13 protein-coding genes and 2 riboswitches are annotated in these 13,263 nt (G+C 73.5%); of the genes, 7 read left to right on the forward strand and 6 right to left on the reverse strand.

Going from position 1 to position 13,263, the window contains the following annotated elements:
- Positions 1 to 7: 7 nt before the first annotated feature.
- Positions 8 to 1,291 (reverse strand): sugar ABC transporter substrate-binding protein, encoded by a 1,284-nt coding sequence (locus ACIGNX_RS24185; protein WP_396542965.1) that lies wholly within the window; start codon positions 1,289 to 1,291, stop codon positions 8 to 10.
- Positions 1,292 to 1,531: 240 nt separating this feature from the next.
- Between ACIGNX_RS24185 and ACIGNX_RS24190 the strand changes: the two genes are divergently transcribed.
- Both ACIGNX_RS24190 and ACIGNX_RS24195 read left to right on the forward strand, forming a co-directional pair.
- Positions 1,532 to 2,290, forward strand: a complete 759-nt coding sequence (locus ACIGNX_RS24190; RefSeq protein WP_396542966.1) for a GntR family transcriptional regulator — start codon at positions 1,532 to 1,534, stop codon at positions 2,288 to 2,290.
- 115 nt (positions 2,291 to 2,405) lie between these two features.
- The gene (locus tag ACIGNX_RS24195; protein WP_396542967.1) at positions 2,406 to 3,863 is read left to right on the forward strand and encodes an MFS transporter; all 1,458 of its coding nucleotides are present in this window, start codon (positions 2,406 to 2,408) and stop codon (positions 3,861 to 3,863) included.
- Positions 3,864 to 3,867: 4 nt separating this feature from the next.
- Here the strand turns inward: ACIGNX_RS24195 and ACIGNX_RS24200 are convergent, their stop codons facing one another.
- Positions 3,868 to 4,788 carry a threonine/serine dehydratase gene (locus ACIGNX_RS24200; protein WP_396542968.1) on the reverse strand — a complete coding sequence of 307 codons (921 nt, stop codon included), beginning with the start codon at positions 4,786 to 4,788 and terminating at the stop codon, positions 3,868 to 3,870.
- A 530-nt stretch (positions 4,789 to 5,318) separates the two neighbouring features.
- Here ACIGNX_RS24200 and ACIGNX_RS24205 point away from each other — a divergent pair.
- Positions 5,319 to 6,482, forward strand: a complete 1,164-nt coding sequence (locus tag ACIGNX_RS24205; protein ID WP_396542969.1) for a S1 family peptidase — start codon at positions 5,319 to 5,321, stop codon at positions 6,480 to 6,482.
- Between the two features lie 101 nt (positions 6,483 to 6,583).
- Here ACIGNX_RS24205 and ACIGNX_RS24210 read toward each other — a convergent pair whose 3' ends face one another.
- Positions 6,584 to 7,339, reverse strand: coding sequence for a dioxygenase (locus ACIGNX_RS24210; protein ID WP_396543186.1), 756 nt, complete (start codon positions 7,337 to 7,339; stop codon positions 6,584 to 6,586).
- Positions 7,339 to 7,998, reverse strand: a complete 660-nt coding sequence (gene thiE / locus ACIGNX_RS24215) for a thiamine phosphate synthase (RefSeq protein ID WP_396542970.1) — start codon at positions 7,996 to 7,998, stop codon at positions 7,339 to 7,341. The genes ACIGNX_RS24210 and thiE overlap by 1 nt, the downstream gene beginning before the upstream one ends.
- Positions 7,999 to 8,042: 44 nt before the next feature.
- Positions 8,043 to 8,154: riboswitch (TPP riboswitch) on the forward strand.
- Here thiE and thiO point away from each other — a divergent pair.
- Genes thiO through ACIGNX_RS24235 form a run of 4 tightly spaced genes read left to right on the forward strand, consistent with a single transcriptional unit; the run spans position 8,155 to position 10,591 of the window.
- Positions 8,155 to 9,147 carry a glycine oxidase ThiO gene (gene thiO / locus ACIGNX_RS24220; RefSeq protein ID WP_396543187.1) on the forward strand — a complete coding sequence of 331 codons (993 nt, stop codon included), beginning with the start codon at positions 8,155 to 8,157 and terminating at the stop codon, positions 9,145 to 9,147.
- The gene (gene thiS, locus ACIGNX_RS24225) at positions 9,144 to 9,344 is read left to right on the forward strand and encodes a sulfur carrier protein ThiS (RefSeq protein WP_396542971.1); all 201 of its coding nucleotides are present in this window, start codon (positions 9,144 to 9,146) and stop codon (positions 9,342 to 9,344) included. The genes thiO and thiS overlap by 4 nt, the downstream gene beginning before the upstream one ends.
- A gap of 1 nt (position 9,345) precedes the next feature.
- Entirely contained in the window at positions 9,346 to 10,101 is a 756-nt protein-coding gene (locus tag ACIGNX_RS24230; RefSeq protein WP_396542972.1) for a thiazole synthase, read from the forward strand.
- A 58-nt stretch (positions 10,102 to 10,159) separates the two neighbouring features.
- On the forward strand, positions 10,160 to 10,591 hold the full coding sequence (locus ACIGNX_RS24235; RefSeq protein WP_396542973.1) for a MarR family winged helix-turn-helix transcriptional regulator: 432 nt from the start codon (positions 10,160 to 10,162) through the stop codon (positions 10,589 to 10,591).
- Between the two features lie 31 nt (positions 10,592 to 10,622).
- Here ACIGNX_RS24235 and thiD read toward each other — a convergent pair whose 3' ends face one another.
- Together thiD and thiC are read right to left on the reverse strand one after the other, a co-directional pair.
- Complete coding sequence (thiD, locus tag ACIGNX_RS24240; protein ID WP_396542974.1) at positions 10,623 to 11,426, reverse strand: bifunctional hydroxymethylpyrimidine kinase/phosphomethylpyrimidine kinase; 804 nt, start codon at positions 11,424 to 11,426, stop codon at positions 10,623 to 10,625.
- Positions 11,426 to 13,075 carry a phosphomethylpyrimidine synthase ThiC gene (thiC, locus tag ACIGNX_RS24245; RefSeq protein ID WP_396542975.1) on the reverse strand — a complete coding sequence of 550 codons (1,650 nt, stop codon included), beginning with the start codon at positions 13,073 to 13,075 and terminating at the stop codon, positions 11,426 to 11,428. Before thiC ends, thiD begins: the two co-directional genes overlap by 1 nt.
- Positions 13,066 to 13,193: riboswitch (TPP riboswitch) on the reverse strand. It overlaps the preceding gene by 10 nt.
- Between the last annotated feature and the right edge of the window lie 70 nt (positions 13,194 to 13,263).

The raw sequence follows: 13,263 nt of genomic DNA on the forward strand, positions 1-13,263 counted from the left end.
GCGATCGTCATCCGGCCAGGGTCTTCGACAGCGCGGAGTTGGCGTCGGCCGTGGCCTGGTCCAGCGGCTTCGCGCCGGTCAGGTAGGCGGTCAGCATGTCCTTCAGCGGGTTCTGGCCCGCCTCGACCGCCGCCCACGACGGCGTGGTCGGGGTGACCTTGCCGTTGGGGGCCGACTCGGCCAGCGCCTTGCCGATGGGGGTGGTGGCCAGCTTGGCGGTGTCGGTCGAGGTGCCCGGGACGGCGCCGCCCTCGGCGAGCATGTCCTGGTACTTCTTGCCGCTGAGCAGCTTCAGGTACTCCTTGGCCAGGTCGGCGTTCTTGCTGCCGGCCGGGATGGCCAGGTTGGACCCGCCCAGGAACACCGGGGCCGTCTTGCCCGCGGTCTTCGACGGGATCGGGAACGCGCCGGTCTTGTCCTTCAGGTCGGCGTTGGCCTTGACCGCGCCCGCCAGCTCCCACGGCAGGCCGATCATCATGCCGACCTTGCCCGTGGCGAACACCTCCATCTGCTGCGGGGTGGCCTCGTCGGCGTCCTTCGGGGCCTTCGTGCCCGAGGTGTCGACCAGCTTCTTGTAGAACTCCAGACCCGCCTTGGCCTGCGGGGTGTCCACCGAGCCGGCCCAGGCCGAGCCCTGCGGCTTGGCGACGTCGCCGCCCTCGTCCCAGATGAACGACAGCAGCACGTACCACGACTGGCCCGGCAGGTAGAGGGGCTGGAAGTCGGGGTCCGCGGCGTTGGCGGCCTTCAGCTTCTCGATCGCCGAGACCCACTCGTCACGGGACTTCGGCGGGTTCGCCACGCCGGCGGCCTGGAACAGGTCGGTCCGGTAGATGACGGTGCGGTTCGCGGCGTAGAACGGCAGGCCGTACTGCTTGCCGTCCCAGGTCAGCGAGTCCTTCAGACCGCCGAGCCACTGGTCGCCGTTGAGGTCGGAGGCGTCGCCGCTGAGGTCGGTCAGCGTCTCCTCCGCCGCGAACTTCGCCGTCTGGGTGTTGCCCAGCTCGATGACGTCAGGCGGGTTGTTGCTGGTCAGCGCGGTGGTCAGCTTCTCCTGGATGCCGTTCCACTTCTGGACCTCGTACTTGACGGTGACGCCGGGGTGCGCGTCCTGGAACTCCTTGTTCAGCGCGTCGGTCAGGGTGGTCGGCGCCGAGCCGTCCATCAACCACACCGTCAGCGTCTTGGGTTCCCCGGAGTTGCTGCTGCCGCTGTCGGAGCTCGTGCCACATCCGGCCACGGCCACCGCGAGTGCGGCGGCACCTACGGCCAGTCCTCTCCAGCCCTTCACGTTGTGCGCCCTTTCCCCATGCCCCGATCCCACGACCGGAACGCTTAAGTGGTGTAGACCAATGCGGCCTAGAGTGTGCCTCGCCACAGGGCATGTCAAGGCTGTTGCTGGACCGTTGCAAAGTCATCGGATCATTTTCTCGGCCGTTGTCGGGGGTTCGGGCGCACGATCCGACCCGGACAAGGCATCCTGTGTCCGGGAGCGCTGGCAAGGTCGGCTGGCAAGGGGCAGGAGGAAGGCATGCTCGACACGAGCCCTGCGACTGGCGTGGACGCCAGAACTCGCGCGCAGCGCGAGCCGAAGTACTGGGGACTCAAACGGCACCTGCTCGACCTCCTTCGGGCACTGCCGCCAGGATCGCCCATCCCGACGGAGCGGTCGCTGGCGGCCGAGTTCGACGTGTCGCGCACGACGGTCAGGCAAGCGCTTGCCGAACTGACCGTGGAAGGTCGGTTGCTGCGCGTGCAGGGCAAGGGCACGTTCGCCGCCGAACCCAAGGTGGCGCAACGGCTCCAGCTGTCGTCGTACACAGAGGACATGAAAGCGCAGGGCAGGCAGCCCTCGTCCAAGCTGATCGAGGCGTCGGAGATGCCCGCCGAGGCCGAGCTGGCCAGGCTGCTGGGCGTGCGGGCGGGCGCGAAGGTCCTCCGCCTGCACCGGCTGCGCCTGGCCGACGGCGAGCCGATGGCGATCGAGACGACCCACCTGGCCCTGGGCCGGTTCCGCGGCCTGCGCCGCTACCTCGCGCCGGGCGCGTCGCTGTACCAGGTGCTGCGGGAGCGGTTCGGCGTCGAGATGGGACACGCCGAGGAGACGATCGAGACGGCGCTGGCCTCGCCGGAGGAGGCGGAGCTGCTCGGCGCGGACATCGGCCTGCCGATGCTGCTGCTGTCGCGGCACTCGTTCGACACCGAGGGCAACCCCGTCGAGTGGGTCCGCTCGGTCTACCGGGGCGACCGCTACAAGTTCGTGGCGACGCTGAACCGGCCGGCCGACTAGCCCGCGCGGCGCGGCACCCGCGAAGTCGTCCGGCGACCCGCCGGGCGCCTTCGGCTGGGACCGTTCCCAGCCCGGCCGGGCCACCCGGCCGGCGGTGCGGGCGCAGAATGGGTCGGTGGCGGAGACAGTGGTGTGGGGCACGGGCCGGGCCAGGGCCGTGCTGGCGACGACCATCCTCGGGTCGGGCATGGCGATGCTCGACAGCACGATCGTCAACGTCGCCCTGCCCCGCATCGGCGCGGAGCTGGGCGCGTCCGTCGCCGGGCTCCAGTGGATCCTCGACGGCTACCTGCTGGCGCTGGCCTCGCTGATCCTGGTCGCGGGCTCGCTGGGCGACCGGTACGGCCGCCGCCGGGTCTTCGCGTTCGGAGTGCTGTGGTTCGGCGCGGCCTCCCTGCTGTGCGGGCTCGCGCCGACCACGGAGCTGCTGGTCGTCGCACGCGTGCTCCAGGGCGTCGGCGGCGCGCTGCTCACCCCCGGCTCGCTGGCCATCCTCCAGTCGGTGTTCGCCCGCGCCGACCGCGGCCGGGCGATCGGCGCGTGGTCGGGGCTGTCCGGCGTCGCCACGGCGGTCGGGCCGCTGCTGGGCGGGCTGCTGGTGCAGGCGTGGTCGTGGCGGCTCGCGTTCCTGATCAACCTGCCGGTCGCGGTGGCCTGCGTGTGGCTGGCCCGCCGGCACGTGCCCGAGTCCCGCGACGAGGCCCTCACCGGCCACCCGAACGTCGGCGAGTCCGCAGTCGGCGCGCTCGGCCTCGCCGGCGTCACGGGCGCGCTGGTCGAGGCGCCGGTCCGGGGCGCGGACCCGCTCGTGGTGACGGCGGCGGTGCTCGGCGTGGGCTGCCTGGTGGCGTTCGTGGTGCTGCAACGGCGCGGCCGGGACCCGCTCGTCCCGCCGCGGCTGTTCGCCGACCGCACGTTCGTGCTGGCCAACGCCCTGACGTTCCTGGTCTACGCGGCCCTGGGCGGGGTGATGGTGCTGATGGTCCTGCAGCTGCAGGTGTCCCTGCGCTACCCGCCGACCGCGGCGGGCCTGGCGAGCCTGCCCATCACGCTCATCATGCTGGCCCTGTCCGCGCGCTCGGGCAGCCTGGCCCAGCGCATCGGGCCCCGCGCCCAGCTGGTCGCCGGACCGATCCTGATCGGCGCCGGCATGCTGCTGCTGCGCCGCGTCGTGCCCGGTGCCGACTACTGGACGGGTGTGCTGCCCGGCCTGCTCGTGTTCGGCCTCGGCCTGGCCGCGGTGGTCGCGCCGGTGACGGCGACCGTGCTGGCCGCCGCACCGGACCGGTACGCGGGGGTCGCCTCGGGCGTGAACAACGCCGTCGCCCGCACCGGCAGCCTGCTCGCGGTGGCCGTGCTGCCCGCGGTGGCGGGCCTGACCGGCGCGCAGTACGCCGACCCGACCGCGCTCACCGAGGGCTGGCGCACGGCCCTGCTGGTGTGCGCGGTCGCGGCGGCCGTCGGCGGCCTGCTGGCCCTGGGCACGGACAACGGCGTGCTCAAGCCCACCCCGGAGGTGCCGGAGTGCCACAGCTGCGGCGTGGACGCCCCGCCGGCCCGGGTGCCCGAGTGAGGCGTCACAGGTAGCGGGCGAACACCTCCGGGTCCACGTTGCCCCCGGACAGCACGGCCACGGTCCGCTCGGCCGGCCGCGCCAGGTGGGCGGCGACCGTGACCGCGCCGCTGGGCTCCACGACGAGCCGCGCCCGCCGGGCGAGCAGGCCGACGGCCTCGCCGATCTGCTCCTCCGTGACGGTGACGACGTCGTCGACGTGGGCGCGCAGGTGGGCGAACGTCAGCTCGGACGGCTCGGCGCGCAGCCCGTCGGCGATCGTGCGGGCCCGCAGCTCGGCGGGCCACCGGACCAGCTCGCCCGCCCGCAGCGACTCGGCCGTGTCGCCGGCCAGCTCCGGCTCAACCCCGATCACCCTGGTCGACGGGCTGAGCGCCTTCACGGCCGCGGCGACGCCGGAGATCAGCCCGCCGCCGCTGACCGGCACCAGCACCGCGGCCACGTCGGGCAGGTCGGCGACGACCTCCAGCCCGACGGTGCCCTGGCCCGCGATGACGTCGCGGTGGTCGAACGGCGGGATCAGCGTCGCGCCGCGCTCGGCGACCAGCTCGGCGGCCCGCGACTCGCGCTCGGCCATCGGCACCTGCACCACCTCGGCGCCGTGGGACAGCGTCGCCTCGACCTTCACGCGGGGCGTGTTGTCCGGCACGACGATGGCCGCGGGCACGCCGAACAGCTTGGCCGCGTACGCGACGGCCTGCGCGTGGTTGCCGCTGGAGTAGGCGACGACGCCCCGCGCCCGCACGTCCTCGGGCAGCCGCGCGAGCGCGTTGTAGGCGCCGCGGAGCTTGAACGCGCCGACGGGCTGCAGGCTCTCCGGCTTGAGCCACAGCCCGTCGTCGAACCGCAGCAGGGGGGTGCGCACCGCGGCGCCCCGGATGCGGTCGGCGGCGGCCCGGATGTCGGAGATGGTGACGAGGTCCATGCGTCGATCCTCACCCCTGCGGTGGCGCGGCGACTACACGGGTCGTCACCGGAACTCCTCCTGCGTCACCCGCCCGGGCCAACAGGTTTCACACGTCCGTGGCTTGCCTCGCCGAATCCCTTACATCTGGCAAAACCGCCCGAATCGGTGATCGTCTCACTACCTTGAGTGAGAGTTAACTGTCAAACGCTACACAGCGCAGTCACATCGGCGTGTCCTGTGACACACTTCGCCCTCAGATGGCCTGAGCCGTAACAGGTAACAGGGTCATAACGTCGCTCGAACGGGCGAGTACTGGTCGGTAGCGATCGGGAGGGAGTGCCATGCGGGACGCGTCAAAGCGGTCCGGCGGGTGCGCCTCACCGGGCGCTGCGGAGGTCCGGTCGCCCCGGGCGACGACGCGGGCGAGGAGTAATGGGGTGGGGCGACCCCTGCCGCCGCCCCACCACCCGTCCCCCTAGAGCCCCCGAGAGCGGTCCCTGCAACCAGGCTCTCGGGTTCCCTGCACCCGAAGATGAGGGAGACGCCTAATGAACCGCACGAGTGCGGTCCGCCTTGCCACGGCCGTCCTGCTGGCCGCCGGCACGGCTACAGCTCTCAGCGTACCGGCCGTCGCGGACACGGCAGCGCCCCAGGGCGCCGGCCGGGCCGACACGGAGAGCTACCCCGCCGAGTTGCTCCAAGCGGTGCAACGCGACCTCGGCCTGAACGCCGAACAGATCACCGCCCGTTTGGCGAGTGACACGCGGGCGGGTGAGGTCGAGGCCGCCGCGCGGTCCGCGGTCGGCAGCGCCTACGCGGGCTCCTGGATCAACGCGGCGACCGGCAAGCTGGTGGTCGCGGTGGCCGACCCGGCGAAGGCGGGCGCGGCCCGTGCCGCCGGCGCCGACACCCGGTCCGTCGCCTTCTCCCACGACCAGCTGACCGGCGCGAAGTCGGCGATCGACGCCCTGTCGGCCCCGAAGTCGGTCACCGGCTGGCGGGTCGACGCGCAGACGAACTCGGTGGTCGTCGAGGTCAACCGGTTCCAGCGCGACGCGGCGGCCGAGTCGTTCCTGGCCACCGCGAAGTCGGTCAGCCCGGCGGTGCGGGTGGTCGAGGTCGACGAGTCCCCGACCCCGCTGTACGACACCCGCGGCGGCGACGCCTACTACATCGGCAGCAGCCGCTGCTCGGTCGGCTTCGCGGTCTCCGGCGGCTTCGTGACCGCGGGCCACTGCGGCCGCTCGGGCAACACGACGACCGGCTTCAACCGCGTCTCGCAGGGCACCTTCGCGGGCTCGTCCTTCCCGGGCAACGACTACGCCTGGGTGCGGACGAACACCAACTGGACCTCCCGCCCGTGGGTCAACCGCTACAACGGCACCAACGTCACCGTGACCGGCTCCTCGGCCGCGGCCGTCGGCGCGGCGATCTGCCGCTCCGGCTCCACCACCGGCTGGCGCTGCGGCACCGTCCAGGCCCTGAACCAGACGGTGAACTACGCGCAGGGCTCGGTGTCCGGCCTGACCCGCACCAACGCCTGCGCGGAGCCCGGTGACTCGGGCGGCTCGTGGGTCGCGGGCTCGAACTACAGCCAGGCCCAGGGCGTGACCTCCGGCGGTTCGGGCAACTGCACCTCCGGCGGCACGACCTACTTCCAGCCCGTCAACGAGATCCTCAGCGCCTACGGGTTGAGCCTGACCCGCGGCTGACCCGCGGCCGTCGGGCGCGCGGTCGTCATCCCCTGCGGGCCGCGCACCGCTCACCAGAACGCCCCCGGGCTCCGGTCCGGGGGCGTTCCGCGCGAAGAAGGTCAGCCGAACTGCACGGACCGCTTGGACAGCCCGTACCAGAACCCGTCGACGGTGGTGGTGGCCTGGGCGGCGGCGCTCGCGCCGAGCGAGACGAACAGCGGCGCGAAGTGCTCGGTGCGGGGGTGCGCGATGCCGGCGGCGGGCGCCTTGCGCCGGAAGTCCAGCAGCGCGTCCACGTCGCCGCCGGCCAGCGCCCGGCCCGCCCAGTCGTCGAACTCCGCCGACCACGACGGCGGCTCGTGGTCCGGGGCGCGGGACAGGTCCACGCAGCTCAGGTTGTGGGTGACGAACCCGCTGCCGACGATCAGCACGCCCCGCTCCCGCAGCGGCGCGAGCCGGCGACCGACCTCGAACAGGTCGCGCGGGTCGAGGCTGGGCAGGGACATCTGGAGCACCGGGACGTCCGCCTCCGGGAACATCTCCTTCAGCGGCACGTACGCGCCGTGGTCCAGCCCGCGCGCCTCGTCCCGCGCCACCGGCCGGTCGAGCAGCCCGGTCACCTCGCGGGCCAGCCCGGGCGCGCCCGGCGCGTCGTAGGTGACCTCGTAGTAGCGCCGTGGGAAGCCCCAGAAGTCGTAGGTCAGGGGCACGGTCGTCGTCGCACCGAGGGTGAGCGGGTCGTTCTCCCAGTGCGCGGACACCACGAGGACCGACTCGGGGCGGGGCAGCGCCGCGGACCACGACCTCAGCTCGCCGGTCCACCGTTCGTCGTCGGCCAGCGGGGGAGCCCCGTGGCCCAGGTACAGCACAGGCATCACGCCGTCGACTGTACGCCAGTTAGTTGAAGTTTCAACCAGGCTGCGGCGGCGCGGGGGTCCTCGGCCTCGGTGACGGCCCGCACGACCACGACCCGCTCCGCGCCCGCGGCCAGCACCTCGGGCAACCGGTCGCGGTCGATGCCGCCGATCGCGAACCAGGGCCGGTCGGTCGTGCCGGCGGTGGCGCGCACCAGGTCGAGCCCCGGCGCGGGCCGGCCCGGCTTCGTCGGCGTCGGCCAGCACGGCCCGGTGCAGAAGTAGTCCACGCCCGGCTCCACCGCCGCCGCCCGCGCCTGGTCCACGTCGTGGGTGGACCGGCCGATCACCACCGCGTCGCCGACGACCCGGCGGGCCAGCGGCACCGGCAGGTCGTCCTGCCCGAGGTGCAGCACGTCCGCGTCCACGGCGAGCGCCACGTCGGCCCGGTCGTTGACCGCCAGCAGCGCGCCGTGCCGGGCGCACGCCTCGGCCAGCACCTCCAGCGCGGCGATCTCCTGCCGGGCCTCCAGCCCCTTGTCCCGCAGCTGCACCACGTCCACGCCGCCGGCGAGCACGGCGTCGGCGAACTCGGCGAGGTCCGGCCGCGCCGGGGTGCAGAGGTAGAGCCGTGCGTCGGCGAGCCGCCGCCTGATCCGCGTTCCGTCGAGTCCTGGCACGGGCGGCACGGTAACCGCCGGCCCGGCGCGTGCGCTACGGTGGACGTGGTCCGCACGGGAGCCTGGAACGCACCGGGCTGAGAGGGAGCGTGGTTCGCTCCGACCGTCGAACCTGATCCGGGTCATGCCGGCGCAGGGAGCGTGAGTGCCTTGGCAATGCGGGTGACCGTCCTCGGCGGCGGCGTCATCGGGCTGTCCGCCGCCTGGTACGCGGCCCGGGACGGGTACGCGGTGCGGCTCGTCGACCTCGGGTCGCCGCACGGCGGCTCCTGGGTCGCGGGCGGCATGCTCGCGCCGATCACCGAGGCGTGGCCCGGCGACGAGGACGTGCTGGCGCTGGGGGTCGAGTCGCTGGAGCTGTGGCCGGAGTTCGCCCGCTCCCTCGGCGTGGCGCTCGGCCCGGCGGGCACGCTCGCCGTCGCCGTGGACCGGGCCGACGTCGAGGTGCTGGACCAGCTCCGCGCCTACCTGGACCGGATGGGGCGGTCGGCGCAGCGGCTGACGGGCCGCGAGCTGCGCGCGCTGGAACCGGGCCTGGGCGCCGTCCTCGGTGGACTGTCGGTGCCCGGTGACGTGGCCGTCGACAACCGGGCCCTGCTGCGCGCCCTGCGGGGGGCGTGCGCCGCCGCCGGCGTCGACTTCGCCGAGGGGCCCGCCGGGGACACCGACGTGACGGTGATCGCGGCCGGCGCGTGGAGCCGCGACCTGCACCCCGCGCTGCGGGACGTGATCCGGCCCGTCAAGGGCGAGATCCTGCGGCTGTCGGCCAGGCCGGGCGCGCTGCCGCCGCCCCGCCACACCATCCGCGCCCACGTCCGCGGCCGCCCCGTCTACCTGGTGCCCCGCGACGACGGGTTCGTGCTCGGCGCGACCCAGTACGAAGCCGGCTTCGACGGCGACGTCACCGTGGGCGGCGTGCGGGACCTGCTGCGCGACGCCGAGGTGGTGTGGCCCGGCGTCGCCGAGTACGGGCTGGCCGAGGCCGCCGCCGGGTTCCGCGCCGGCAGCCCCGACAACGCGCCGGTCATCGCCTGGCTCGAACCCGGGGTGCTGGCCGCCACCGGCCACCACCGCAACGGACTGCTGCTCGCGCCCGTCACGGCGCGGCGGGTGCTCGACCTGCTCCGCGAAGGAGGACACGGACGGTGAAGGCGAAGGTCAACGGCGTGGAGCGCGACCTGGCCGACGGGGCGACCGTCGCGACCGTGCTCGCGCTCCTCGACGCGCCGCCCAGGGGTGTCGCGGTCGCCCTGGACGGCGAGGTCGTGCCGCGAGCGGCGTGGGGCACGACCCCGGTGCCCGCCGGCGCCACCGTCGAGGTGCTGACCGCCGTGCAGGGAGGCTGACGTGGACGACCCGCTCGTGATCGCCGGCCGCGAGTTCGGCTCCCGGCTCGTCCTGGGCACCGGGGGCGCGGCGAACCTGTCGGTGCTCGAACGCGCCCTGGTCGCGTCCGGCACCGAGCTGACGACCGTCGCCCTGCGCCGCCTGGACTCCTCCGGCGGCGGCGTGCTGGACCTGCTGCGGCGGCTCGGCATCACCGCGCTGCCCAACACGGCCGGCTGCCGCACCGCCGCCGAGGCCGTGCTGACCGCGCGGCTGGCGCGGGAGGCCCTGGAGACGAACTGGGTGAAGCTGGAGGTCGTCGCCGACGACGAGACCCTGCTGCCCGAGCCGGTGGAACTGCTCGACGCCGCGCAGCGCCTCGTCGACGACGGCTTCGTCGTGCTGCCCTACACCTCCGACGACCCGGTGCTGGCGCTGCGGCTGGAGCAGGTGGGCTGCGCCGCCGTCATGCCGCTGGGCTCGCCGATCGGCACGGGCCTGGGCATCCGCAACCCGCACAACATCGAGCTGATCGTGTCCCGCGCGTCGGTGCCGGTGATCCTGGACGCGGGCATCGGCACGGCGTCCGACGCGGTCCTGGCGATGGAGCTGGGCTGCTCGGCGGTGCTGCTGGCGACCGCCGTGACGAGGGCGCAGGACCCCGAGCGGATGGCGGCCGCGATGCGGGCGGGCGTGGAGGCGGGCCGGCTCGCCCGGTCGGCGGGGCGCATCCCGAAGCGGTTCCGGGCCCACGCGTCGAGTCCCGCGGTGGGGTGATTGCCCGGCACGGCATGATGGACGCTCGCCCGTGTCCGCCTGCCCGAGGAGGAGTGCCGTGACGACCGACCAGGTCGAGGACGCCACCGCCCGGCTGTACCTCGCGATCGGCAGGCTCTCCCGGCTGCTGCGGCGCACCGGTTCCCCCGGCCTCGGACCGGGCGCGGTGTCGGCGCTGGCGACGTTGGCGCGCTGCGGCCCCATGAGACTGGGCGACCTGGCGGCCAAGGAGGGCGTCGCCCCGCCCACCCTGTCCCGGATCGTGGCGGCCCTGGTGGAGGCCCGCTACGTGCGGCGCGAACCGGACCCGCAGGACGGCCGGGCCTGGCTGGCCACCCCCACCCCCGAGGGCGTGACGATGGTGTCCGGCGTCCGGTCGGCGCGCGTGCGGGAGCTGCAGCGGCGCATCGAGGAGCTGACCCCGGAGCACCGCGACGCCCTGCTCGCCGCCCTGCCGGCGCTGGAGGAACTGGTCGGCGAGACGGCCTGACGGCGGCGGGCGCCGCCAGGCCGTTCCACCGCTAGCCCTCCAACCGCCACAACGGCGACACCGGCCCGACCCCACCGCCCAACGGGTACGCGGCGGCCACCGACCGGACCACGAACTCCTTGCCGAACCGCACCGCCGTCGGCACGTCCGCGCCCCGCGCGAGCTGCGACGCGATCGCCGACGCCAGCGTGTCACCGCTGCCGTGCGTGTGCCGGACGTCGTAGCGCGGCCCGAGCAGCTCGACGAACCCGTCCCCGTCGTACAGCACGTCCAGGCACTCCGGGTCGTCCCACAGGTGACCGCCCTTCACCAGCACCCACCGCGGGCCCATCGCGTGCAGCGCCTCCGCCGCCTTGCGCTGGTCGGCGCGGCTGCGCACCTCCACCCCGGTCAGCAGCCGCACCTCGTCCAGGTTCGGCGTGACCAGCGTCGCCCGCGGGAACAGCAGCGACCGGATCGCGTCCAGCGCGTCGTCGGCCAGCAACTGGTGCCCGTGCATCGACGCGGCCACCGGGTCCACCACGAACGGGCCCACGTCGACCCGGTCCACCGCCGCCGCGACCGCCTCGATGATCGCCGCCGACGCCAGCATCCCCGTCTTCGCCGCGTCCACCCCGATGTCCGAGGCCACCGCCTCGATCTGCGCGGCCACCACCTCCGGCGGGATCTCGGTGTACCCGGACACGCCCAGCGTGTTCTGCACGGTCACCGCCGTGACCGCCGTCATCCCGTGCACCCCGCACGCGAACAACGTCCGCAGGTCGGCCTGCAGGCCCGCACCACCGCCGGAGTCCGACCCGGCGATGGTGAGCACCCGCGGCGGCGCGGCCGCCATCAGTCGACCACCGGCAGGTACACCTGGTTGCCCCGGTCGCCGAACTCGTGCGACTTCTCCGCCATCCCCGCCTCGATCGCCTCCACCGTGGACAGACCGCGCTCCTCCGCGTACCGCCGCACGTCCTGCGTGATCTTCATCGAGCAGAACTTCGGCCCGCACATCGAGCAGAAGTGCGCCGTCTTCGCCGGCGCCGCCGGCAGCGTCTCGTCGTGGAACGACCGCGCCGTGTCCGGGTCCAGCGACAGGTTGAACTGGTCCTCCCACCGGAACTCGAACCGCGCCCGCGACAGCGCGTCGTCCCAGTCCTGCGCCCCCGGGTGCCCCTTGGCCAGGTCCGCCGAGTGGGCCGCGATCTTGTACGTGATCACGCCGGTCTTCACGTCGTCCCGGTTCGGCAGGCCCAGGTGCTCCTTCGGCGTGACGTAGCACAGCATCGCCGTGCCCAACCAGCCGATCTGCGCCGCGCCGATCGCGGAGGTGATGTGGTCGTAGGCGGGCGCGATGTCCGTCGCCAGCGGCCCGAGGGTGTAGAACGGCGCCTCGCCGCACCACTCCTCCTCCAACCGCACGTTCTCCGCGATCTTGTGCAGCGGCACGTGGCCCGGGCCCTCGATCATCACCTGCACGTCGTGCGACCGGGCGACGTGCGTCAGCTCGCCCAGCGTCCGCAGCTCCGCGAACTGCGCCTCGTCGTTGGCGTCCGCGATCGACCCCGGCCGCAACCCGTCGCCGAGCGAGAACGTCACGTCGTAGGCGCGCAGGATCTCGCACAGCTCCTCGAAGTGCGTGTACAGGAAGCTCTCCCGGTGGTGGGCCAGGCACCACGCGGCCATGATCGACCCGCCGCGCGACACGATGCCCGTCACCCGCCGCGCCGTCAGCGGCACGTACCGCAGCAGCACGCCCGCGTGCACCGTCATGTAGTCCACGCCCTGCTCGGCCTGCTCGACCACCGTGTCGCGGTACACCTCCCACGACAGCTTCGCCGGGTCGCCGTCCACCTTCTCCAGGGCCTGGTAGATCGGCACCGTCCCCACCGGCACCGGCGAGTTGCGCATGATCCACTCGCGCGTCTCGTGGATCCGCTTGCCCGTCGACAGGTCCATGATCGTGTCCGCGCCCCACCGCGTCGCCCACACCATCTTCTCCACCTCCTCCCCGATCGAGGAGGTCACGGCGGAGTTGCCGATGTTGGCGTTCACCTTCACCAGGAAGTTCTTGCCGATGATCATCGGCTCCGCCTCCGGGTGGTTGCGGTTGAGCGGGATGACCGCCCGCCCCACGGCCACCTCGTCCCGCACGAACTCCGGGCTCAGGTTCTCGCGGGCCGCCACGAACCGCATCTCCGGCGTGACGATCCCGGCCTTGGCGTACGCGAGCTGCGTCACCGCCCCGTCGATCGGCCCGCGCCCCGCGACCCAGTCCGCGCGCAGCTTCGGAAGTCCACTGTGGACGTCGATGGTCGCGTTGTCGTCCGTGTACGGACCGGAAGTGTCGTACAGGTCCACGTGCTCGCCGTTGGTCAGCCCCACCCGGCGGAACGGGACGCGCACGCCCCCGCCCACCTCGCGGTAGACCTTGGCGGAGCCCGAGATGGGCCCGGTGGTGACGCTCGGCTCGACCGAACGGTCCTCGAGTGCCGTCACGACATTCCTCCCTACGCCGGCATTACCCGGTCAGGTTCAGGCGGTCGGCGGCACCGGGGCCCTCACACCCCAGCCGCCCTCTCAGCCCGCTGTGGCGCGAGCTCCCGCGTGTGTTGAGTTGTTGTGCCTGTCGGGCCTGACCATAGCCACGGCCCGCCGCCGGTGCCAAGGTGCGGATGCCAACGCCC

This window comes from Actinosynnema sp. NPDC053489, from assembly GCF_044544865.1.
Lineage (GTDB): Bacteria > Actinomycetota > Actinomycetes > Mycobacteriales > Pseudonocardiaceae > Actinosynnema.